17 protein-coding genes and 1 tRNA gene are annotated in these 24,225 nt (G+C 31.4%); all 18 read right to left on the reverse strand.

From position 1 onward, the window contains the following. Positions 1-14 precede the first annotated feature (14 nt). A complete protein-coding gene (locus tag ACREWB_RS17590) occupies positions 15-1,727 on the reverse strand; it encodes a methyl-accepting chemotaxis protein (protein ID WP_431548764.1) in 1,713 nt (570 codons plus the stop codon). Beyond that, complete coding sequence (locus tag ACREWB_RS17595; protein ID WP_431548852.1) at positions 1,714-2,532, reverse strand: response regulator transcription factor; 819 nt, start codon at positions 2,530-2,532, stop codon at positions 1,714-1,716. Before ACREWB_RS17595 ends, ACREWB_RS17590 begins: the two co-directional genes overlap by 14 nt. Before the next feature lie 25 nt (positions 2,533-2,557). Then, entirely contained in the window at positions 2,558-4,231 is a 1,674-nt protein-coding gene (locus tag ACREWB_RS17600; RefSeq protein WP_431548765.1) for a sensor histidine kinase, read from the reverse strand. Positions 4,232-4,273: 42 nt separating this feature from the next. Further along, positions 4,274-5,938: an ABC transporter permease gene (locus ACREWB_RS17605; RefSeq protein ID WP_431548766.1), complete on the reverse strand. Its 1,665-nt coding sequence runs from the start codon at positions 5,936-5,938 to the stop codon at positions 4,274-4,276. Beyond that, positions 5,928-7,037 carry an ABC transporter ATP-binding protein gene (locus ACREWB_RS17610; RefSeq protein WP_431548767.1) on the reverse strand — a complete coding sequence of 370 codons (1,110 nt, stop codon included), beginning with the start codon at positions 7,035-7,037 and terminating at the stop codon, positions 5,928-5,930. Before ACREWB_RS17610 ends, ACREWB_RS17605 begins: the two co-directional genes overlap by 11 nt. An 89-nt stretch (positions 7,038-7,126) precedes the next feature. Continuing rightward, positions 7,127-8,161 carry an ABC transporter substrate-binding protein gene (locus ACREWB_RS17615; RefSeq protein WP_431548768.1) on the reverse strand — a complete coding sequence of 345 codons (1,035 nt, stop codon included), beginning with the start codon at positions 8,159-8,161 and terminating at the stop codon, positions 7,127-7,129. 213 nt (positions 8,162-8,374) lie between these two features. Then, positions 8,375-11,572 carry a type I restriction endonuclease subunit R gene (locus tag ACREWB_RS17620; protein WP_431548769.1) on the reverse strand — a complete coding sequence of 1,066 codons (3,198 nt, stop codon included), beginning with the start codon at positions 11,570-11,572 and terminating at the stop codon, positions 8,375-8,377. Beyond that, the gene (locus ACREWB_RS17625; protein WP_431548770.1) at positions 11,573-12,823 is read right to left on the reverse strand and encodes a restriction endonuclease subunit S; all 1,251 of its coding nucleotides are present in this window, start codon (positions 12,821-12,823) and stop codon (positions 11,573-11,575) included. Beyond that, entirely contained in the window at positions 12,813-14,291 is a 1,479-nt protein-coding gene (locus ACREWB_RS17630; RefSeq protein WP_431548771.1) for a type I restriction-modification system subunit M, read from the reverse strand. Before ACREWB_RS17630 ends, ACREWB_RS17625 begins: the two co-directional genes overlap by 11 nt. A gap of 2 nt (positions 14,292-14,293) precedes the next feature. Then, positions 14,294-14,671, reverse strand: a complete 378-nt coding sequence (rhuM, locus tag ACREWB_RS17635; RefSeq protein WP_431548772.1) for a RhuM family protein — start codon at positions 14,669-14,671, stop codon at positions 14,294-14,296. Next, positions 14,668-14,949, reverse strand: coding sequence for a virulence RhuM family protein (locus ACREWB_RS17640; RefSeq protein ID WP_431548773.1), 282 nt, complete (start codon positions 14,947-14,949; stop codon positions 14,668-14,670). Before ACREWB_RS17640 ends, rhuM begins: the two co-directional genes overlap by 4 nt. 28 nt (positions 14,950-14,977) lie before the next feature. Beyond that, positions 14,978-16,564: a restriction endonuclease subunit S gene (locus ACREWB_RS17645; RefSeq protein WP_431548774.1), complete on the reverse strand. Its 1,587-nt coding sequence runs from the start codon at positions 16,562-16,564 to the stop codon at positions 14,978-14,980. 295 nt (positions 16,565-16,859) lie between these two features. Then, positions 16,860-16,935: transfer RNA gene (locus tag ACREWB_RS17650), tRNA-Thr, on the reverse strand. Positions 16,936-17,065: 130 nt separating this feature from the next. Continuing rightward, a complete protein-coding gene (locus tag ACREWB_RS17655) occupies positions 17,066-18,184 on the reverse strand; it encodes an NADH-dependent flavin oxidoreductase (RefSeq protein ID WP_431548775.1) in 1,119 nt (372 codons plus the stop codon). Between the two features lie 82 nt (positions 18,185-18,266). Beyond that, on the reverse strand, positions 18,267-20,618 hold the full coding sequence (locus tag ACREWB_RS17660) for a TIM-barrel domain-containing protein (protein ID WP_431548776.1): 2,352 nt from the start codon (positions 20,616-20,618) through the stop codon (positions 18,267-18,269). Between the two features lie 72 nt (positions 20,619-20,690). Continuing rightward, positions 20,691-21,662 carry a LacI family DNA-binding transcriptional regulator gene (locus ACREWB_RS17665; RefSeq protein WP_431548777.1) on the reverse strand — a complete coding sequence of 324 codons (972 nt, stop codon included), beginning with the start codon at positions 21,660-21,662 and terminating at the stop codon, positions 20,691-20,693. Positions 21,663-21,763: 101 nt separating this feature from the next. After that, on the reverse strand, positions 21,764-23,233 hold the full coding sequence (gtfA, locus tag ACREWB_RS17670; RefSeq protein ID WP_431548778.1) for a sucrose phosphorylase: 1,470 nt from the start codon (positions 23,231-23,233) through the stop codon (positions 21,764-21,766). Between the two features lie 32 nt (positions 23,234-23,265). Beyond that, entirely contained in the window at positions 23,266-24,222 is a 957-nt protein-coding gene (locus ACREWB_RS17675; protein WP_431548779.1) for a carbohydrate kinase family protein, read from the reverse strand. Between the last annotated feature and the right edge of the window lie 3 nt (positions 24,223-24,225).

Consider the following 24,225-nt stretch of genomic DNA (forward strand, 5'->3'; position numbering starts at 1 on the left):
TTTTTAATTTAAGATTATACTTTAAATTGTTTTATTAATTCTTTCATATTCATAGCCATATCTTTAAGCACATCAGCTGAAGAATTGACTTCTTCTACTGTCGCTGATTGTTCTTCCATTGATGCACAATTGTTTGTATTGCTATTAGATAGTTCAATCGAATGTTCTTTTAAATTATTCATTTCAAATAGCACATTTCCCATTTTGCTCACAATTTGATTTATACTAGAATAAACATCACTTATTGATCCATTCACTCTTTTGTTTGATTGTTCAATATTAGAAAAGGCCTCATTAACACTGTTAGCAATTTGCTTGTTTTCCTGTAATTCTATTATTCCAACTTTCATTTTGGAATCAATTTCTTCTGTGTCTTTTTTAATAAATGTAAGTATTTTGCCTATTTGACTTACAGCACTAGCTGATTGTTTTGATAACTTTCCTATTTCACCAGCAACTACAGCAAACCCTTGACCCTGTTCCCCTGCTCTAGCTGCTTCAATAGCTGCATTTAATGAGAGCAAGTTAGTTTGATTTGATATGCCTGTTATTAATTCTAGTATTTTCCCTATTTCTGAAGATCTTTCATTTAACATTTTGGCTTGCTTTTCAAAATCCACTATTATGCTATTAATTTTTACTAACTGTTTCATCATATTGTCTAAATCATTTCTGCCTTGTATTGAATAGGTTACTGCCTCATTTGATTGCTGTTGCATTTGCTTTGAACTAGTCAATATATACTCCATTTGTTCATTTGAATTTCCTATTTCAATTAAAGAAGAGTCTACTAAATCACATTGTTTACTTGATATTTCTGTTGAAGAAATAATTGAAGATAATATATCTTCATTTACTTTACTACTTTCATCCATACTTACTGATAGTTCACTAGAAGCTTCAAATATTTCAGTTCCATTTTCCTGTACTTTTTTAACTATATTTTTCAGTGAATTTTTCATATTTACAAAAGATATACCTAAATCTTCAACTTCATCATTTGAATTAAAATTCACATCATCAATGTTTAAATTTCCATCCGATATATCTTTTGCAAAAATAATTAATTGCTTTAATTGTTTTGCTATATTATTACTGAATTTAACTACATATAGAATACAAAACGATCCTACAAGTAACACAATTGTTATTGTTATAATTATGCTTGTAGTATATACTTTCTGTATCTGTTGACCTAAAATTTTCATATACTCAGATTCACTTATAAGAATCCTTCCAATAGTTTTTTCTACGGAATTATTTTTCTCTAAAATAGACTTATATATTTCATCAGTCTGCACTGCTGCGCTGGGTGTTCCCATTTTAGAAAAGCCGTCAATACAGTCTTTATTTATATTGTTTATAAGATTCTTAGCCATTTTATAATCAATTATACTTTCGTTATAAATAACTGATTCATCTAATTTAACAGTTAGAGATTGAATTTCACTCCATTTATCCTCATACTTCTGTTTACTAACTTCAACCTTGTCACCCATTTTTATTGTCTCTCTGTAAGTATCAATTAGTTCCGAAGTTTTTGTCTTCAGTTGCCCTTCTAACACTATATTATTTATTAAATTTTGATACTTATTAACTGTTTTAACATTTATAATTACGGAAATGATATTTAAACTTATCATAAAAAACAAAATAATAAAAAAACTCTTAACTAGTTTTTTACTGATAGAACTCCTACGTTTTTGTCCCCTTTTACTCGTCTTCATCTTTATTCTCCCCTTTAATATAAGAATTACCTTTTGCAAATTCTAATGGCGAGGCTTTTATATATTTTTTAAATACAGTGGCGAAGTGCTTATATTCATTAAATCCCACCATATAAGATATTTCATATACCTTATAGTCACTGTTAATAAGTAGCTCTATTGACCTTTGCACTCTGTATCTGTTTAAAAAATCATGGAAAGTTTGCGCCGTTTGCTCTTTAAAGTTTCTACTTAGGTAACTAGAACTTACCCCTAAATTATTCGCAATATCTTCAATACCAATCTTTTTCGAGTAATTTTCTTTTACATAGCAAATCATTGCATCCGTGTATTTAGATTTTTTTGTGTTCGGTTTTAAATAGTAATCTAAATTTTCCACATCGATGTTTTTATAATCCTTCATACCATTTTTGAATTCATCATATATCTTTTTATCATTGATTTTGTTTTTTACTTTTTTTATTGTTTCTTTGAGTTTATCCTCATCAATAGGCTTTAATAAATAATCAAACACCTTTAAATCTATAGCACTTTTAGCATAAGTAAACTCACTGTAACTAGTTAAAATGAGCTTCTCGAAATCATAAATTAGAACAGCTTTTTGTAGCATATCTATACCGCTCATAATAGGCATTTTTATATCTGTAATAACTAAATCTGGTCTAATTTTTATAATTTTCTTTAGCCCTTCCTCTCCATTTGCTGCTTCTCCTGCAATAATACAGTCCATACTGAGCCAATCTACAGTATTTATTAATCCTTTTCTTATAAAGTTTTCATCCTCAACAATAATAACTTTAATAATTGTCCACTCACCACCTTTATAACCCTTAAGAAATTGGAAGCATAATAATTATATTTGTACCTTCACCTATCTTGCTATATATCTTTATTCCATATTGGTTACCATATAGAAGTTTAATTCTCTTTTGAACATTATAAAGTCCAATGTGTTCTGTATTGTTATCATTACTGGCCATTATCGCAAATATTTCTGCTAAGACTCCTTCTGTCATTCCTTCTCCATTGTCCCTTATATCTATAATTAAATTTTCATTTTGGATTTTACAATTAATATCTATTTTCAAATAGCTTTTTGTTTGATACCCGTATTTTATGCTATTCTCAATAATTGGTTGTATTATTAGCTTTGGTATTATACAATCCTTAGTTTCTTCAGGAAGTTGTATGGTATAATCAAAATCACTTTCAAATCTAAACTTTTGTATTACAAGATAATCATCTATGTATTTTATATCTTCAATTAGTTTTACCTTGTGAAAATTGGAATTAATACTATATCTTAACAAATTAGACATAGAAACAATGATTTTAAGTGAATTCTTTTGATCCGTTTTTATCATATACTTAAGCATTTCCAGAGTATTAAACAAAAAATGAGGATTAAATTGTGCTTCTAATTGTTTTATCTCCGACCACATGCTTCTTGTTACTTCTTCTTTATTCTTTTCTATAAGTTCATTAATCTTTACCAGCATCTCATTGTAATATTGCCCTATAAGTTGAAATTCATCATTAGAATTTATGTTTACAACCGTATCTAAATTTCCCTCTTGAACACTTTTAATGGCATATAATAATTTGTCAATTGATTTTGTCTTGCTTATAGATATTTTTTTTGCAATAAATAGCATTGATAAAAGTAATATTAAAAACAAAATCATCAAAAATATTTGTCCTATAAAATAAATTGTCTTAACAAAATTTAAAGATGTAATACTATGAATATATATATTTCCCTCTAGTATAGGATTACTGTATAAATAATTATTATCTTCCTTTAAAAATGGTTTTAATTTCCCTATACTATCGAGGAGTCCAGCATTGCTTGAAAATATATTATTGTTGTACCTATCAGTTATTACAGCATGATGACTAGTGTTACTATTAATTATTTTATTCATCTGATTTTCTAATATATCAAAAACAACATATCCCACAATTACATTATTATCATTAATAATAGCATGACCTATAGAGTATACCGTTCTCGTATTCACATCAAGTTGAGCTCTATTTAACATCATTGCAGTTTCTTTAGGATTATCCGCCATTTTCTTGAAAATACCCCAAAGGAACAGATCATCATTTTTAGAATATTCAGGTGAAACTTTAGAGTTTGTTATTACAACTTCACCTTTTTCGTTGAAAACGTAAAAAATGCTTCTGATTTTGTGTTTATTAACAATATTGTAAAATCGCTCATATACCTGTGCTTCCTCAGATAGATTATAAAAGTCCTCTTCAAGTATATTCCATTCAGCTAACTCTGATACTTCCATTTTATAATTACCGAATTCATTACTTATTGTATTTGCTATACTATTATTATATTTTTTGTTATTGCTTTCCACCATTTTATTGCTATACCAAAATAGTAAATTATAAAAGAGAAAAGATAATATTATAATAGGAGTCAATGCATATATAATAAAAGTTTTTCTTATTTCTTCCTTGAAAAATTTTCTTTTACTAGCTCTCATATGCAAAGCCCCCTATTATGTTACTCATAATTTAATTGTTTTTTACAAACTAATTTCTTTTTTACCTGTTACTCTAAAGAATATAAGTAATGATATAATAGTCGTAGCAGTTAATATAGCTGATAGTGCCGCTGCTGTACCATAACTTGCTCTTATAACGTCTGTATATATAGCAACTGAAAGTGTTCTTGTAACTCCTGTATATAGAATAATTGAAGAACTTAATTCATTTATTACAGTTATCCAACTTAAAATTGCTCCAGCTAATACACCTGGCATCATCATAATTGCTGTAACTTTAAAGAAGGTTTTCATTTCAGAATATCCTAAACTTATTGACGCTTCTTCAAGACTTGGACTAAGTTGCATTAATATTGCCGCACTAGACCTAATTGTATAAGGTAGTTTTCTTATAACATATGAAATTACAATTATAATAAAAGTACCACTTAATAACATTGGCTTTTTATTAAAGGCTAGTAACAATGTTATACCTAAAACAGAACCTGGAATAATATATGGGAACATAGTTAATGTATCTAATAAAGATGTCAATGCACTTTTCCTTCGTATTGATACATAAGCTATAAGCATTCCTAGTATTATTATAATAACTATAGCTATTATACCATATACATAGGTATTCCGAATTGAACTACCAAGTTTTGAAAGTACAATTGTATAACTATCTAATGAAAATCCTTTAACAAACATTGATCCACTTGTTTTTAAGAAAGATGTATATATTACTGTTATCTGAGGGATAGCAGCTAGTATAACAATAGTGTAAGTAAATAAATGTGCAAGAACATTTTTGTAGCCCTTAACCTTTTTAGCAGATATAGGTTTTAATGAGTTCATAACATATGACTTTCTATTAACTACATATTTTTGCCCTATAAAAATAACTGCAGTTATTATTACCATAAGTGTACTTAGTGCCGCTGCAAAATTTGCTTGGCCTCCTACCTCGGATACAAACTCTGAATATATCAAAACTGGCATAACTCTAAAGCCCTCACCTATAAGCATTGGAGTTCCAAAATCAGCAAGACAATTCATAAATACCAATAATGATCCTGCCATTATTGTAGGAAGGATAAGTGGAAGTATTATAGTAAACACTTTTTTTATCCCAGTACATCCTAAACTTTCTGCTGCTTCACTTAGTGAAACATCTATTTTCTTTAGTGCACCTGATACATACAAATATATGAATGGGAATAATTTCAAGGTAAATACCAGTAAAATTCCTTTGAATCCATAAATACTTGGGAACTCTATTCCAAAGGTATTAGAAAAGAATTTAGTAATGACTCCGCTTCTTCCTAGTAGTAATATCCATGAATATGCTCCAATAAAAGGTGGAGATAATACGGATATTATAATGAGTACCTCTACAAATGATTTGAATCTTATTTTTACAGTACTCATAATATAAGCTAATGGTGCACCAATCAAAATAGCTAATATAGTTACTATAATACTTATAGTAAAACTATTTATAAGTGCTTCATAATAATATTTTTTAGAAAAAAACTTAACAAAATTGTCTAAAGTATATCTTCCTGTTTCTATATCCTGAAAACTGGTTATAAACAGTGACCCTAATGGATAAATTAAAAATATTCCAAACAAGAAAAAAGAAGCTATTATTATTATTGTCCAAAAATCAAATCTTATTTTTTTTAATTTTCTACTTTTCATTTTCATTCACTCCAATAATAAGACTTACATTCCCTTCCTTATTAAAGATATTAATTTTTTTTACGTTTACTTCTAAAAATATCTCTTGTCCTATTTCATGGAAGGTATCATTATTACTAGTATCTTGTGTTAATTCAATTATTTCTCCATTGTTAAGCTTTACCTCATAATTTATATATTTCCCAAGGAATGTGTTAAAGTGAATTACGCCTCTAATTCCATCTTTATTGTTGCACAATATAAATTCCTCTGGACGCACAGATATTTTAATTTCATCATCATTTTGAGCCACATTATTCAAATTTTCCATTGGAATTTTATATCCATTTTCAAACACAATATATTTTATTCCTTGTTCTACAAATACTTTTCCATTAAATATATTAGAGTGTCCAATAAATGTAGCAACAAAAACATTTGATGGTCTTAAATAAATTGTTCGAGGTGTATCTATTTGCTGTATAACACCCTTGTTCATAATGGCAATTCTATCTGATATGGCAAGTGCTTCTTCTTGATCATGGGTTACATAAACGGTTGTTATTCCTACCCCCTTTTGTATTTCTCTTATAGCGCTTCTCATTTCTACTCTAAGTTTAGCATCTAAATTTGAAAGGGGTTCATCCATAAGTAAAACTGTTGGATGAATTACAATAGCCCTTGCTAGCGCAACTCTTTGCTGCTGTCCACCTGAAAGTTTATCTGGTGCTCTATCCTTATATTCATATATCTTTACAACTTTTAAAATCTCCTCTAATTTTTTAGTGACTTCTTGTTTACTATGTTTTCTAAGCTTTAATCCATATTCAACATTTTCAGACACTGTCATATGAGGGAATATAGCATAGTTCTGAAATACCATGCCGATATTTCTTTTATGTGCTGGAATATTATTTATTACCTTTCCATTAAAAGTAATCTGTCCTTCTTCAATGGAATTGAATCCTGCTACCATTCTTAAAAGAGTTGTTTTTCCACAACCTGATGGCCCTAGTAATGTAAAAAACTCGCCTTCCTTAACCTTTAGTGAAAGCTTAGGAATTACTGTAATATCATCATATCTTTTTACTACGTTTAAAAATTCAATGGATGTACTCATGTTCTAAACCCCTTTCTAATACCAGTATTATTAATAAAACCCCTACGACTTTTTAATGAAATAATATTAAAAATTCGCAAGGGTCATTTTTAGTTGCTTGTAATTATTTCTTTATATTTATCTAAGATATTCTGTTTGTTTTCCTTAAGCCAAGCTTCATCGTCTTTTATAACTTTTATATCTTCTAATGGTTTAAGACCTTCAGCTGGTGGTACATCAGTTCTAACAGAACGTCTATTTAATTTATTAGCTATTAGTGTTTGTGCATCCTTACCAGTAACAAAATCAATGAATTTCTTAGCATTCTCCATATTTTTGGCACCTTTTATGATAACAACACCATCTGCTTTAGCAACAGTACCTTCTTTAGAATAAACTAATTTAACTGGAGCTCCATCTTTTACATATTTTGCTGCTGCTTCTTCAAATGTTAATCCTACTGTATACTCTCCATCTCCTACACCTTTATAAACTGCGGAAGACCCACTTAAAAGTTTACCATCTAAGTTCTTTGTTAACTTTGTTACATAATCCCAACCTTTTTCAGGTTCTCCATTTCCCATAGCATATAATTGATTTATTATTTGTTCAAATGATGAGGAAGATTTCGCTGGATCTGCATTAGCTATTTTACCTTTTAAAGCTGGGTTTAATAAATCTTCAAAACCCTCCACCTTAATGTCTCCTATAAGCTTTGTATTAATCATGATTACGCTTGGTATAACAGTAAATCTTGTTATTTGACCATCTTTATTCTTATAATCATCAAATACATCTTTTTCATTTACAGATTGATATTTTTCAAATAAGTCTTTTTTTGGTTCTAATGTAGATAATGAACCACCCCATAAAATATCTCCTAATGGATTTGTTCCTTCAGCTTCAACTCTCTTTAGAAGTTCTCCTGTTCCCGCTGCTACCACCTCTACCTTAATTCCTGACTGACTTTCAAATTCATTAACTACTGGATCAATAAATTCTATAGGATGTGGACAATAAATAGTTAATTTATCTGATACATTTTTCTCTGCTACCTTTTTCTCTGTTACTTTGTTATTTGATGAACAACCACTAAAAGATAAAATCATTAAAGATACTAGTAAAATTGATACTGCTTTTTTCATTAATTAACCCTCCCCCGAATTCTGATCTTACTTAAAATTTACTATTTCCGTGTGGATGTAAACGTTTATGTTAATTACATTGTATTCTTATTCGGCTTGTACAACAATACTATAAAACGGGAACAATATACGAAAAAATGAACACATAATTATATTATCAAAAAAAAGTAAAAGCTATTGCACCATAGCAACAGCTTTTACTGGTTAAACTATTTATAAGTAATCTTTTGATTCTTCTGCAACCCTATCATCATAAGATTTATCTTTATTGCTTGATGCATAAATCACTTCATTAGAACACATAAGCTTTGTTTGTTCCATTACAATCTCTACTGCCTTCATTGTCTTATCTGGTGGATAGCCGTATTTTTTAAGTAACCTTTTAATGGTCATCTTCATCTTAGCTTGCACACTTTCTCGGATTGCCCAATCAACACTTATACTGTTCTTTATGGAAACAGTTAGATCTCTAGCTATTTGTTTTAGGATATCTTCACCCATAATTTCTTTCGCAGATTCATTATCTGATAGAGCATCATAAAACGCTAATTCATCAGGAGTAAGACCTGTAGATTCACCACGATTTTCTGCTTCTGTAATTTTCTTAGCAAGTTCTATAAGTTCCATGATAACTTGAGTAGTTTCAATGGATCTATTTTGATACTTTATAATAGCTGCTTCTAGTAATTCTGAAAATTTCTTAGATTGCACTAGATTACGTCTAGAAAAAGATTTAATACTTCCTTTTAACAATCTATTAAGTAGTTCTACTGCTAAATTTTTCTGTTTCATTCCCTTAACTTCTTCTAGGAACTCATCAGAAAGAATGGCTATATTAGGTTTATTAAGTCCTACTGATGCTAAAATATCTACCACTTCATTTGAAGATATTGATTTAGAGATCAATTGATTTAATTCATTATCAAGCTGAGATGTAGTTTTCTTCTTGTTGTCATCGCTAATCATCTTAACTATGCTTGCTTTGACAGCCTTATGAAATCCAATCTCTATATTTAATCTTTCGGCAATGTCTGTTGTTGCACATAGTGAATATGCTCTTGCAAGTTCTGTTACTAGCTTAATATAATCATTTTTCCTATCTTCTCTAAGTCCAATTATAAAGTCCATGGTTTCTATAATTGCTTTCATTTTTTCACTTGCTTTACCAGTAAAAAATTTGCTATAGTCATGACCATGAAGTAACTCTTTAATAAGATCATATTTTTCAAGAAGTACCATAGATGCAACATCTGCATCAACCCCTGTAGTCTCTTTATCGCTTTCTGTGTATTGTGAAAGTGCTTCTTTTAAGTTCTCAGCAATCCCAATATAATCAACAACAAGCCCACCTTGCTTTTCTTTAAATACTCGATTTACTCTTGCTATGGCTTGCATTAAATTATGACCTCTCATTGGTTTATCAATATACATGGTGTGCATACTTGGTACATCAAACCCTGTAAGCCACATATCCCGAACAATTACCAATTGTAATTCATCTTCTTTATCTTTCATACGTTTAGCAAGTGTCTCACGATTTGCCTTTGTACCTATGAAAGGTTGCCAATCTACAGGATCTGAGGAGCTGCCTGTCATTACTATTTTAATTTTACCAGCCATTAATTCATCACTGTGCCACTCTGGACGAAGTGCTATAATCTCTTTGTATAAATCAATAGCAATCCTTCTACTCATGGCAACAATCATAGCTTTACCGCCTTCAAATTCCTGAGCCTTCTGACGTTTTTCAAAATGATCAACAATATCTTTTGCTATTAACTTAACTCTTTGATTTGAACCAACAATTGCTTCAAGTCTTGCCCACTTACTCTTTAGCTTTTCCTTTTGTCCTATCTCTTGGTATTCTGTAATTTCGTCATATTCAGTATCAACCATAGGCTTCATTTCCTCTGGAAGCTCTAGTTTTGCAATTCTACTTTCATAGAAAATTTTAACGGTTGTACCATCGATTACAGCTCTGGTCATATCGTAAACATCAATATAATCCCCAAATACTGCACGAGTATTTTTGTCGGTAAGTTCCACCGGTGTACCTGTAAATCCAATATAAGAAGCATTGGGCAAACTATCACGCATATATTTAGCATAACCGTATTTGACATCAGCAGCGTCATCACTTGTTACAACATCCGCCCCAAATCCATATTGGCTACGATGTGCTTCATCAGCCATTACGATAACATTTTTACGTTCTGTGAGTATAGGCGCAGCATCGCCTTTTTCTTCTGGTGAAAACTTTTGAATAGTCGTAAATATAATGCCACCACTAGTGCGGTTATTAAGTAATTCTCTTAGGTTAGTTCTATCTGTAGCTTGTACTGGTGTAGTTCTAAGTATATTTTTAGACTTTAAGAATGTTCCAAACAGCTGGTCATCAAGATCGTTTCTATCTGTAATAACCACAATTGTTGGGTTTCCAAGTTCTGAACTAATTACAAGCTTTGCTGCATAGAAAACCATGGTCAAGCTCTTTCCACTACCTTGGGTATGCCATACAACACCTATTCTTCTATCCCCACTTTTCATAGTCGCACGTTCTGTACTTAGAGCAGCCTTGTTAACTGCATGATATTGGTGGTACCCTGCAAGTATTTTAAAGGTATCCTTACCATCACTTTGGAATAATACAAATTGCTTAATAATATCAAGGAAACGGTTTCTCTCAAACATTCCTTTAATTAATACTTCAAGCTGTGGAATAGACACAGGTGCAACATCATCACCCTCAATAGTACGCCATGCCATAAACCTATCCTCTTCAGAAGTTAGTGTACCGGCTCTTGCATTTATTCCATCACTAGTTACCATAAAAGAGTTATACGTAAATAAGGAAGGTATAGTCATCTTGTAAGTTTGAAGCTGATTATAAGCATCTGTTATATCTACATTTTCATCACTAGCACTTTTAAGTTCTATAACTACTAATGGAATACCATTTACAAACACTATTACATCTGGTCTTTTTTCTGTACCATGCTCCAATATTGTAAACTGATTAGCTATCATAAACTCATTGTTTAACGGCTTTTCAAAATCAAAGACATAAATTTTTTCCGTCTTGTAACTTGAATCTTTTTGCTTTACTTGAACATCTATGCCATCAGTTACCATCTTCTGAAAAGCTTTATTATTCATCAGCAGGCTTGGACTTAGTGGTATTATTATCTGACGAAAAGCCTCTTCAATAGCATCACTTGGCATTTTAGGATTTATCCTTGAAAGAGCATCTCTTAGCCTCTCAGATAATATAACATCACTGTAATCCCCGCGCTCAGGATATTCACCTTCTGGTGCGATGTCTGGAGCAAAGACTACCTCATAGCCTAGCTCCTCAAACCATTCAAGAGTAGCTTCCTCTAAGTGAGACTCACAAAAATTATTTTTAGCCATCTATTTCACCTCCTTTATAGGAACTCGAATTTCACCTGACATGAGCTTTGGTAATAATGTGTCACGTATTTGTTGGAGCTGTTTACTCTCTAAGTTGTTTTGATCAATATAAACTAATATATTAGTAAGTGCATCACCAATTTCTAGTTGAATTGATAAAGGTGGTAAAACAAACTTTAATGCACCAAGAACTTTATTACTTAATGATGTTTGACCAGTTGAACCCGTACCCATACATTCAATTATACTTTCAACGCTCTTTATAAAATACCCTAATATTGTTGGAACAATTAAACTTTCATTTGCTCTTAGTATAGTTACACAACTATGCACTATTTTAGCATCATTAATTATTGCAATTTGTGCAACTCTGCCTAAAGTACCAACCCCCATAGAATTTATAAGTATGTCAAATGGTTTGATATAGCTATCTTCCGGTGCTGTTTTTACATCATTATCATGGTATTGTACTGCTTCTTCAATGATTGTATGATTTCTAATACATCTTTGGTTTATAACAGGTACTCCTTCATTATTTCTATTATATTTTGGAGAAAATCCTCTTTTGTTAACAACGACTACACTTGATAACTCAGAAATTTTCCACCCCTTAGGTATCCTTCCCATCTCACTTTCCTCAAACTCACCTTCTTGAAACGGCTGAAAATCTACAAACCAGCTTTTAAAAATAGTCTGTGATATTTTTTCAAGATTCTTATTAATACGCTTGTTTAGCTCTATTTTTTCATCAATAGAATAAAGTATATCTGCAATTACCTTTTGTTCATTATAAGGTGGAATGTAAATTTCAAAGTTTTTTATACTACCTAAGCTTATCGTTTTATGTGTGGATCCAGTGTTCATATTTTGTATTTGATTCTTAATAATGTTGCTTACCATTATATAATAAATATATTTGCTATAAACACCTTTTTTATACTCTGTTAAAATACATGTATTTTGTCCAATACAAAAATCTACATTTGTATTAACATATGATGATATACCATTGTTAGCTCCAACACGTGTAAATAAAATATCCCCTATTTGTGGCCTGTGGTTTTTCGTATACTTTTCATAGACCTCTTTTGACACATATAATGGACTTTGAATATCAAACAATCCTTCATTTATATCTTGTACTCTTATGATTGGATATCCTAATTCAGCATATTTGGGCGTAACATGTAGAGAATCTACAATTTTAACAGCATCTTCTAGCTTAATTTTCTTCCACTCACTAAAACTCATACCCTATCCCCCCCAATCTTTGCTTGATTTCAACTTCTAAATGATGAGACATAGCAAACAGCTCTGCAAGTTCACCTGTTAGTTTTGTCATTTTTTCATCAAATGGTTCTCCATCATCCTCTACATCCTCAACTCCAACGTACCTTCCAGGAGTTACTATATACTCATGACCTCTCACTTCTCCAATGCTTGCAGATTTACAGAATCCTTGAACATCTTCATATTCCTTTTCATCTCGCCAGTTGTGGTAAGTATCATATATTTTTTTAATTTCTTCATTTGAAAGTTCTCTATGTTTGCGAGTGACCATAGTTCCCAATTTTCTAGCATCCATAAATAGAATCTTATCTTTACGATTTTCTCTTTTCTTAGATATAAACCATAAACATACTGAAATTGTTACATTATAAAATAAATTTGCTGGCATTGTCACGATACAATCCACAAGTCCTGCTTCTATAATGTTTTTTCTGATTTCAGCTTCTGTCTTTGTTAACGTACTCATAGATCCATTAGCTAATACAAACCCAGCAATACCTCTAGGTGATAGCTTACTTATTATATGTTCTATCCAAGCATAATTCGCATTGTTTTGTGGCGGAATGCCATATTTCCAACGTACGTCATCTTGTATTAACGTGTAGTCACTAACATTGAAGGGTGGATTAGCTAAAATATAATCTGCCCTAAGGTTTTTGTGAAGATCATTACCAAATGTATCTGCATCTCTATCCCCTATATTTCCATCAAGTCCACGAATAGCAAGGTTCATTTTACATAGTCTCCATGTAGTAGCTGTATATTCTTGACCATATATATGGATGTCGTCGTTTCTTCCTTTGTGTTCCTCCACAAATTTACCAGATTGTACAAACATACCACCTGATCCACAGCATGGATCATATACTCTACCTTTGAATGGTTCAATCATCCCTACTAGAAGTTTTACAATTGATGGTGGAGTGTAAAACTCGCCCTCAGAACTTCCAAACTTCCCTAAAAAATATTCATAGACACGTCCTAGTAGATCTTGAGCTCTTGACTCTTTGCTTCCTAAATCAAATGAGAACAAATCTATAAGCTCTCCAAGCTTTGTTTTATCAATCTCTGTTCTTGCATAAGTTTTAGGTAATACTCCTTTTAATGAAGCATTTTCCCTTTCAATAGCTATCATAGAATCATCGATGATTTGTCCTATTGTTACTAGTTTTGCGCTTTTTTTAATAAATTCCCATCTAGCACTAGTCGGTACAAAAAATATGCTTTTTTCTGTATAAGCATCTCTATCTTCTTCAAATCCATCACCATCTGCTACTAATTCTGCATGTTTTTCTTCAAAGGCATCAGAGATATACTTTAAAAATATAAGCCCCAATATAACATGCTTATACTCACTACTTTCTATATTGCCTCTTAGCTTATCTGCCATTTCCCATAGTTTATTTTCAAATTCTAAACTTACTCCCATTATTATCGTCCCCCATCTTTTTCTATTTTCTTCTGTACACTTTTCATATTTTCTATAAAATTTAGTTCAATTACGGAAAGGTCATCTTTTGTTTTTTCTTTATATTTTTCAAATTCTAGCATAGCTTTTGTTGTTGCTTCTAGGTGGCTAACTTTCCCTGTGTTTTCCAAAAGATCGCTACCACTCAGTTTGATAAAATCATCAAGTTTTTTTATCCAATCACTCATATACATTGGAACATGTCTAATCGCTTGAAGTTCTGCAAATTCTAAGTAAGCAGTCACAATTCTATTTAAAATCTTAATCTCATCTTCATACAGGTAATTTTTAGCGACAGTTATATCCCTTTTCTTTATTGTTTTACCCTCAAACGTTGTCATACCCATAAATAGACTTTCTGCATAACGTCAAGACTAAAAAATGCAACAGGTTTATCTGAATTTGCAATGTGCAAAAAATGCACATTGCTTTTTTCATCGACTTCATTTTCTTGAAAAATATTTTTAACGTGCTTTGAAATAACGCTTCTGTCCCTTTGAAAAAGCTCTGCCATCTGTGCTTGTGATAGCCAAACAGTTTCATCCTCCATTTTTACATCAATTTTCGTAGTACCATCCTCGGTTTGAAATATAATAATTTGTGTGTCATTTAAACTCATACCCATAGCCTCCAAGTCTTGTTTGTTTTCATATTAGTTGCCTATAAATATTACTTTTTATATTATTCCATCTATTTTCAGCTTCACTAATATTAGCCTTATATATACTCTGCTCTTCATTGTAACTCTTTATCATTTCCTCTTGCACTCGTAATTGTACTATAGGTATTTCCATCTCCATAATATCAGAATGATTAATATTCATTATAGTTGTTCCTCTTTGAAAACTTTTAATGATAGCTATCCCAATGGGACTTTCAAAGAATATTTTGATATATTCGCCAAGTATTTTTTCTTTTGGTCTAATTACTATTAGATTAGCTGAAGCAATAATAAGTTTATCTTGAGCTTTAAACACTGCTGATTTAATAGCTGTACCTCTACAAGAAAGCAAAACATCATTATTTACCAGCTCATATCTCTTAATTTTGCGTTCTTCTTGTTCTTCAATAGTATCCATATTTAAATAGTTAATCTCACCATCTTCAATATTCGAAATATTTACAACTGAAATGTTGGAAGCTTTAGTATCCTTTTTGAGTATAGATTTACCTCTAAAAACTTCTGCAACATCCTTAAGTTTTACCTTTTCCAAGTTAGAGTTTTTAAACATTTGTATATTTTCATTATCATCAGAAAGTAAAAGCTCTATTCTCCAATCCTCATGAGATAAAAACTCTTTAGTTTTTATTTGTTTATTATCTTCCACATAAAATATCTCTTTTCCTAGCTTCACTGTTCCTATTTTAATTTTATCCTGCGGAACTTTTGTAATTGTAAACAAATACGTTTTAATAGCTGTTGATGGTTTAAAAGTCCCTTCAGGCAATATAAAGATGCTTTTCACATTATAGTTATTTGTTATAAAAGATCTGAGCTTCTTATAATCCATACCAGCAAAAGTTATCTTAGCAGGAACAATAATATCTAAAGTACCATTTTGATCTAAATGTTCAAGCATATTCTCCATAGCTATGCCATCACTATCTCTTGTAATAAACTTGCGTCCAACATTTTCAGGTTTCCCCCCAAAGGTAGGTATTGTGTATATATAATCAAACTTTTCATTAATTAAGCAATCACTGTATATAGATTCAAATATTATTCCAATGTTTTTATAATCACCAAATGCCAAGTTTAATAGTAAATACATCTGTTTTGACTGAGTAGTTAATGTACTTTGTGCATCTGTAAATTTTTCTATAAATTCCTTTAACCCAGATAAATGTTTTTCAGCTTCAGTTATAAGAATTTTTTTTGGATTAATCATTTTTACTTTATTTCTAATATAGGTTGTTAAATAACTTTGTGAAATTATAGTACCCATTCTATCATTCTTAAATATCTCAATGGTAACCTCTATAAGATCAATATCTTTTAAAGATTCATATATATCTGCAAAATCATCTCTATCAGCCGGGAAGAACCCTAGTTCATCTTCTGTTGTCTTTTTCATAAATTGAAATAACTTCTCTTTATCATTTACAACCTTTGTATTTAAATGCAATTCTTTCTGTGTTAACTTTACTCTTAATATTTCATTTAAGAGTTGTTCTCTAGTAACAATTTGTCTTTGATACAGCTTATTTAAAGCTAAATCAATATTTTTATTCAAGGTATCCCTCCTTTCAATTTTTACATTAGCATAGTTTTTATTCTATCATTTAAATTTTAGTATGTCAATACTAAACAATTAATAAGTTCTAATTCTTTTATGCAATCTGCAATAAAATTTTATAACACTAATTTGATTTTGTTAATTTTATCTAATAGCATGTTATCGACTTTTTAAGTATTCTTTTAAATAAAAAAAGTACCACATTATTTGAGTAATGCGGTACTAAGTAATTTAAACTTCAACATCTTATTTAGTTGTTTATCCTGATACATTGATATAACTAGATTTATATTGGAGCTGAAAAAGGGGATCGAACCCTCGACCTACGCGTTACGAGTGCGTTACTCTACCAACTGAGCTATTTCAGCAAATTATATTTCTTAACTTGTTAAGTATATACCATATGCTACCTATATTTCAAGGTAAATTTACAGATAAATAAAAATAAAGAATGTACTTCAATCTAATTCGTACATTCTTTATCTAAATCTTATTACTTTAATCAGTAACTGGGAACCAACCTGGTGTATTCATTATTGCATTCCAAAGTGGCTCTGGAATATCTAGTGATTTTCCATTACTTTTACTTAAAGTTGTACGTATTTCGGAAATTTTCCCTTGTTGAACTTTGCTTACCCACTCTGGTTCCATGATTATTTCTCTACCTAGGGATATAAATTCCGCACCACTATCTATTACCTTAATAGCATCTTCAGGTGTATGAATAGACCCCACTCCAATGAAAGGCACCCTACCATGAATTTGATCTAGTATTTTGCAAATAATAGGTCTTGTATTTGTTGTATCTCTCATTGAACTTTGCCAAAAATCCATTATAGAAATATGCAAGTAACTAAGTTTCTGATTTGCTAATACATCTAGAAATAAAAGTGTATCTTCTAAAGTTATACCTGGTTTTTCCATCTCCTCTGGTGAAAAACGATAACCAACTATAAAGTTCTCATCTGCTTTTTCACTTACTACTTTCTTAACTTCTGCTATAACAGCAAGTGGGAAATTCATTCTTTTTTCTATATTCCCTCCCCAATTATCTGACCGTTGGTTTGAGTGTGGAGAAAAGAATTGTTGCAGTAAATATGTGTTAGCACCGTGAATTTCTACACCATCAAAACCAGCATCTATAGCTAATTTTGCTGCTTCACCAAAGGCTTTAATAGTACCCTTAATTTCTTCTTCCGTCATTTCTCGAGGTACCATTGCTCCTGGCCTTTCTGGTGCTACTGAACTTGCACTAATTGTTTGCTTACTTGGTATATCCGAAGGAATTGCCATTCTACCGCCATGAAATATTTGTAGAATTGCTAAAGATCCTTCCCCCTTTATGGTTTTCGCTAGCTTTTTTAGTCCTGGTAAAAAACTGTCATCATAGGCAGCAAACTGACCTGGAAAACCCTTCCCTGATAGACTAACATATGTTGCTGCTGTAATCACCATGCCTACACCCTTTGACCTTACTTTATAATAAATAAGTTCCGCCTCAGATACCGTTCCATCAGCATTCCCGGAAAAAGTGGTCATAGGTGCCATAACTATAGAATTCTTTACATTTACTCCAGAACCTAATACTCTAGGTTTAAATAACTTTTCAATTTTCAATTTAATCTCTCCTTTCAAAATATATCGTTTCACTTTATTACATATTACTATATATTTATAAGATTGTAAATGATAATTGTTATTATTTAATACTAATTTCTTTCTTAGTTTTTGAGAATATTTTCACATACGTTACTTCTCCATAGATATCACTACCCGTAGAAAAGCATTCTTCATTTGCATCCATTAATGCGTTAAGATCCTTAACCTTCTTTATATCAGAGTTATTAATTTCTACAGTTTCAGCAGTTTTACCATGAAATTTACCAATGTAATATTTTAATTTCGGGGTAAAACTTCCCTCTTTATCACTTATATCAAAATTAAAAGTTCCTTCACTATCCTCTACAGTCATGTTCTGTATAAAGTATCCTCCTTTTTCATACTTATAAGTTAAACCGTCATCATCATAATATTTAAAAGAAGTTTTTTTAGCGTCGGGGAAAATATCCAGGTAAATATCAGTTACAGGTTTTTCTCCCACATAATTCATAAAATCTTGAGTAGGAATTATAGCACCCATCTTTATAAATAATGGTATATCCTCCCAGGTAGTAGTATTTAGAGCATAATTAATTGTTGTGTTTCCAGCATAACTCTTACCTTTGAAATAATCTATCCAAGTCCCCTCGGGTAAATATATTTCTTTAGAGGTTTCTCCTTCTTTAACTACAGGAGCTACCAATAGATAATCACCAAACATCCATGCATCCACATAATTTGCTAACTTTCCATCTTTTGGATAATCATAATTTAGCGGCCTAACTAAACCAATTCCATCTTCATAAGATTTCCTCTCATAGGAATATATATATGGTATTAACTTATATCTAAGTACCATAGCTTTTTTTGATGCTGCTTCTGCAACTGGACCAAAAGACCAGGGCTGTCTTTGATAATCATGCTGACCATGCACTCTATAAATAGGTGTAAAAGCACCAAATTGCATCCATCTAGCATAATTTTCAGCATTAGGCTGCCCATTAAAGCCACCAATATCCATTCCCCACTTTACTTGTCCAAGATTTACTGCTGAAAGCATTCTCTCTCTTTGGTTCGCCATAACCTTAAAACCTGATCCTATATCTCCAGACCACATTCCATAGGCATATCTTTGCGCTCCTAAATAGAAATTCCTATTTATAGACCATGCTCTCATATCATTTGTATCTCTTTGGCCCTCGTACATTGCCTTTTGCATGTCTAAAAACTGCGTGTTGTCAAACCCTGCATCAGCTTCATCATTCCACCAGCCTAAAATTCCTTTATCCATTGCATTTTTACTATTATCAAAAAACCATTTTCTTGTTTCAGGAAGATGAAAATTCAAATCGTTTACCTTTTCCCCTGAAATATAATCCGTATATACGTCTTTACTTGGCCACCAAAGTTTATTATCAGTAGCGTATTTACCTTGCTTTGAATCCACAAGAATTCTAGGTTTCATAATTCCTGTAAGTTTAATTCCCTTAGCATCCATATCCACCTTTAGTTTTCCAGAGGGTCCACTAGGGAACTTTTCCTCGTTCCATCTGAATTCTCCATAGTTGTCCTTTGCCCATGCTTTCCAATCAACATCTAAGCAATAATTGTCTATAGGAATATTCTTAGCACGATATGTATCTACTATATCCTTTAATTCCACTTCATCAATTCCCCATTCAGTATTAGTAAATCCCATAGCCCATTTAGGAAACATTGGTGGCTTTCCACTAATCTCAGCCGTTGTAGACATTATTTCATTTGGATTTCCTACCATAACATAATAATTGGTATCTTCTTTTGACGATCTATCATAGGTCAATTTATTATCTGTAAGATAAAAGAACCCCACTTCGGAATCTACAAGTACCCCATATCCGCTTGTACTCCATATTAATGGTGCTCCACAGTCACCTTGCTGACCAGCCTCTACTCTTGCTCCCTCATTTCTAAGCAATAATTCTGAAGACTCTTCCATAGCACTATATCCACTGGCTCCATAAAAATTATCTCCCTTATTTATATCAAATGCTACACCACCATTATAGACATTAGCAATATTCTGTTCTTTTATAAGCAATTTATCATTGTGATCATAAACTGATATCCTGTTAGTTTTATTATTAATTTTAACAATCATTTTATCAGTAGTAATAGACGTTAGTCCCCCACTCTTCTTAACCTTAGCTTTCACTTTTTCAAATTTTGTTTTTCCTATTACTTCAGTATTTGGAGTAGACTTTCCTTGTGGTAGAAAACTCACCTTTACTAAATTAGATTTTAATAGTTCAACAATAACTTTATCATTTCCTGATTTTAATGTAATTCCATCAAAATCTGATATTCTATTAGAAAATAATAATTTTGCAGCTATTGCTCCAATTAGTAATATAGAAATACCTGCTATAGCAAATAATTTCAATGAAATCTTTCCTTTTTCTTTTTTACTCAAAACTCCCAGCCCCCTATTTTTCTTTACAAAAAATGCCGTTAAATTAACGGCTTTCTATTTTTAAAATTGTTATTAAGTTGTCTTTCTTTCTATAAGATTTATAGGTAAAACATTTTCTATTTCTACACCTTTACCTTCAATTTGGTCAATAAGTATTTTTACAGCAAGTTCTCCCATTTGCTTTATAGGTTGCTTTATAGTAGTTAATGGAGGAACAATTAATGTTGCTAGATTTATATCATCATACCCTACTATTTTCAAATCTCCAGGTATGTTCTTCCCTATTATATTAGCAATATGGATGATAGATGCTGCTATCATATCACTACTGGCAAATATGCCATCTATATCTGGGTGTTCTCGCAGTAATTTAGCTACTAGCTTTTCATAACTTTCAAATATATCTAATTTAGCTTGTTTAATGACATATTCGATTTTTCTTTCAGTAACCACGTCTATAAAAGCTTCATATCTCTTATTAGCTGGGGTATTCAGTTCTAGTGGTCCACTAATATGAGCAAGCTTTCTACATCCTCTATCTATTAAGAGATTTGTGGCAAGTAATCCGCCCTTATAATTATCCGATGTAACAAATGGGATTCCCTTAGATAAATTTCTATCTATTGCTACAATAGGTAATGTAGGTGTTAGATAATCAGAAGTATCCAAAGTATGACTCCCCATGATTATGCCATCAACTTGATTGCTTTTAAGCATTTGCACATAATCTTTTTCCTTAACACTATCCTTATATGAATTACATATTAAAATTTTATATCCTGCTTTATAAGCATAGTACTCTATACAACTCGTAAGCTCAGCAAAAAAAGGATGAGCTACATTGGGTATAATAAGTCCTATAAAATTAGATTTCCTTCTAAATAAAGATCTTGCTATTTCATTGGGCTGATAATTTAACTCCTCCATAGCATCATAAACCTTTTTCCTTGTAATATCACTTATATATCCTCGATTATTTAATACTCTCGATACTGTAGTAACTGTAACTCCAGATACTTTAGCCACGTCCTTTATTGTTGCCATACAAACACCCTTTACATTAATATTACTGAAATGTATATATGGACTAATTTTAGCATATCTACAAAAATATATCAATTTAATACTGTTTTAAAATATGCAAATTATATTATATATTGAGCTTTGTTTCCATTTTCATCTACGTAATCAATTAATGATTTATTAGTTTTAAGGTCTATATATAGTGTACAATGCTTATTTTTATTTTCCCACATAAGATAAATTTCATCATCAGCTGAATCCATAACTTTAAATATTCCCTGGAAAGCATCATATTCATTTCTAAATCTTATAAGTTTAAGTAGTCTCTGCACAACTTCTTTTTCAAGAGATTTCTCAATTTCCAATATACTGAAGTTGTGGCGGTTAATTTCACGTCCTTCACCAGTTTTCTCTACATTTTCAACATCGTTTTCACCTGCTAAGAGTCCCACATAATATACCTGAGGTATTCCTGGTGCAAAAAATTGAATAGCTCTAGCTGCCAAATAGGCGTCATCATCACAATTTAGAATAGAATAGTATGTGCCTCTAATTTGATGAACATCAAATCCATCCTCAGCTTTATAATCTTCTGACAAAATAAGGCTTAAATTTGCACCTCTTTGAGTACAAGTATCCACTACTTTTCTAGCTTCACTTGTATCTATAAGATCATCCATATCTGGTTTTACGGGAATTCCATCATGGCAGTCAAGCATTGTAAATTGTTTGCTAGGACGAACCTTTAGGTAGGAACAAAGCTTCACGCTAGATTTATTAATAAGGGTTTCTAAAATGGTATATGGCAAAATAAAATCATATATCCAAAAGCCCTTGTCAGCTAGTTTGTACTGGGTAGTATAATGCGCATGAACCTCTGGTAGCAGCTCAATTTCCATAGAATCTGCCATTTCCCTTATCCAGTCAAGAAATTCGTATATCTCTGGTTCCACGAAAAAACAGCTCGTTCCAATCTTTTTAATAATATATCCTACTGCATCTAGTCTTACTATTTTAATATTGTTGTTACTAAAATTCACAAAAAAATCCGTTATAAGCTTTTTTACCTTTTCTGATTTTATATCTAAATCGATTTGCTCCGATTGATCTGTTTTCCCAAAGGTCGTCCATACCTTTTCCAAATCACCAGTTTCTTCTATTGTAAAAGTGGAATACGGCGCTTGCCTTCTAAGAAACATCTTTTCAATGTCCTTCTTAACTGGTTTACCATCCTTCCAAACTTTATCCAATGTAATAAATAAATCGGCATATTCTGATTTTCTCCCTTTTTCAAGGAAATCTTGAAAAAACATAGACTGTCTAGAGATATGGTTAATCATCAAATCAACCAATACATCAAAGTTTTCCCCTATATCTTTAATATCCTCCCAGCTACCAAACTTAGGTTCTATTTCCAAGTATGTAAGTGGTGCAAACCCCCTGTCCCCAGAAGACGGAAATGGAGGCAAAATATGAATTCCTCCTTTGAAAACATCTGAAAAATACTTTAAAAGTACATTGTTAAGTGATTTTAAATCTCCTCCTAAGGAGTCTGGATAAGTGATAAGCTGAACCTTATTTTTTACTGTCATCTTAAATCTCTCCTTCTAAAATGTGGGTATTTTTATAATCCATATATTCTTTTTATTTCTTCTAACTTAGGTAAATTAACTACTGCTCCTGTATACTTTAGTTTGTATGCACTTACTGCAAAGCCTAGTTTTAATGCTTCTTTTAAAGTATACCCATTTATTATAGCTGCATAAAATCCTGACCAAAATGCATCCCCTGCTCCGGTTGTATCTACCACCTGGCTTGCTAAAGTGTCCATCACTATAGTTTCTACTCCGTTTGTTACTATAGCACCATCTTTTCCTAATGTCATAATTACAAGCTTCACACCAAGATCCAAGAATTTCTTAATCTGATTTTCATTAGAATCTTTTCCGAAAATCCTCTCAGCATCGTCTTCTGAAGGTTTAACAATGTCTACTTTACCTATTAAACTCTTCACATATTCTACCCCGTCTTCATTTTTATCCCACAACATTTCATGATAATTCGGATCAAAACAAACTAATGCGCCATTATCTTTTGCTTCTTCAATAGCCCTCTCAATAGTACTTCTTGATGGCTCCTTTGATATTGGCCAACAAGAAAAATGCATAATCTTACAGTTCTTTAAAGCATTATCTAATTTTTCATTGTAAGATAAATGATAATCTGCATCTCTATAAAATATAGGGATGGGACTAGCCTTACTTTTAGTAACTAAAACCATACTAGTTGAATTCCTAGTAACCGCAACACAGCTTGTATCTATTCCTACATCTATAAGACTATTAATTAAAAATTTTCCTAAACCGTCGCTTCCAACACAAGCTGCCACTATTGAATTTATACCAAGCCTCTTTGTATTTATAGCAATATTTGCAGGTGATCCTCCGAAATATCTATTGTAAGTTGAGCACTCAAAATTATCACCATAGTCTTCTGCTATCATATCTACAAGCAGTTCTCCTATGGTAAGAATATCTATATCCTTATTTTGAAATATTATTCTTTCATTAAATTCAAACATTTT

The organism is Clostridium sp. (assembly GCF_050717635.1).
GTDB lineage: Bacteria > Bacillota > Clostridia > Clostridiales > Clostridiaceae > Clostridium_AD.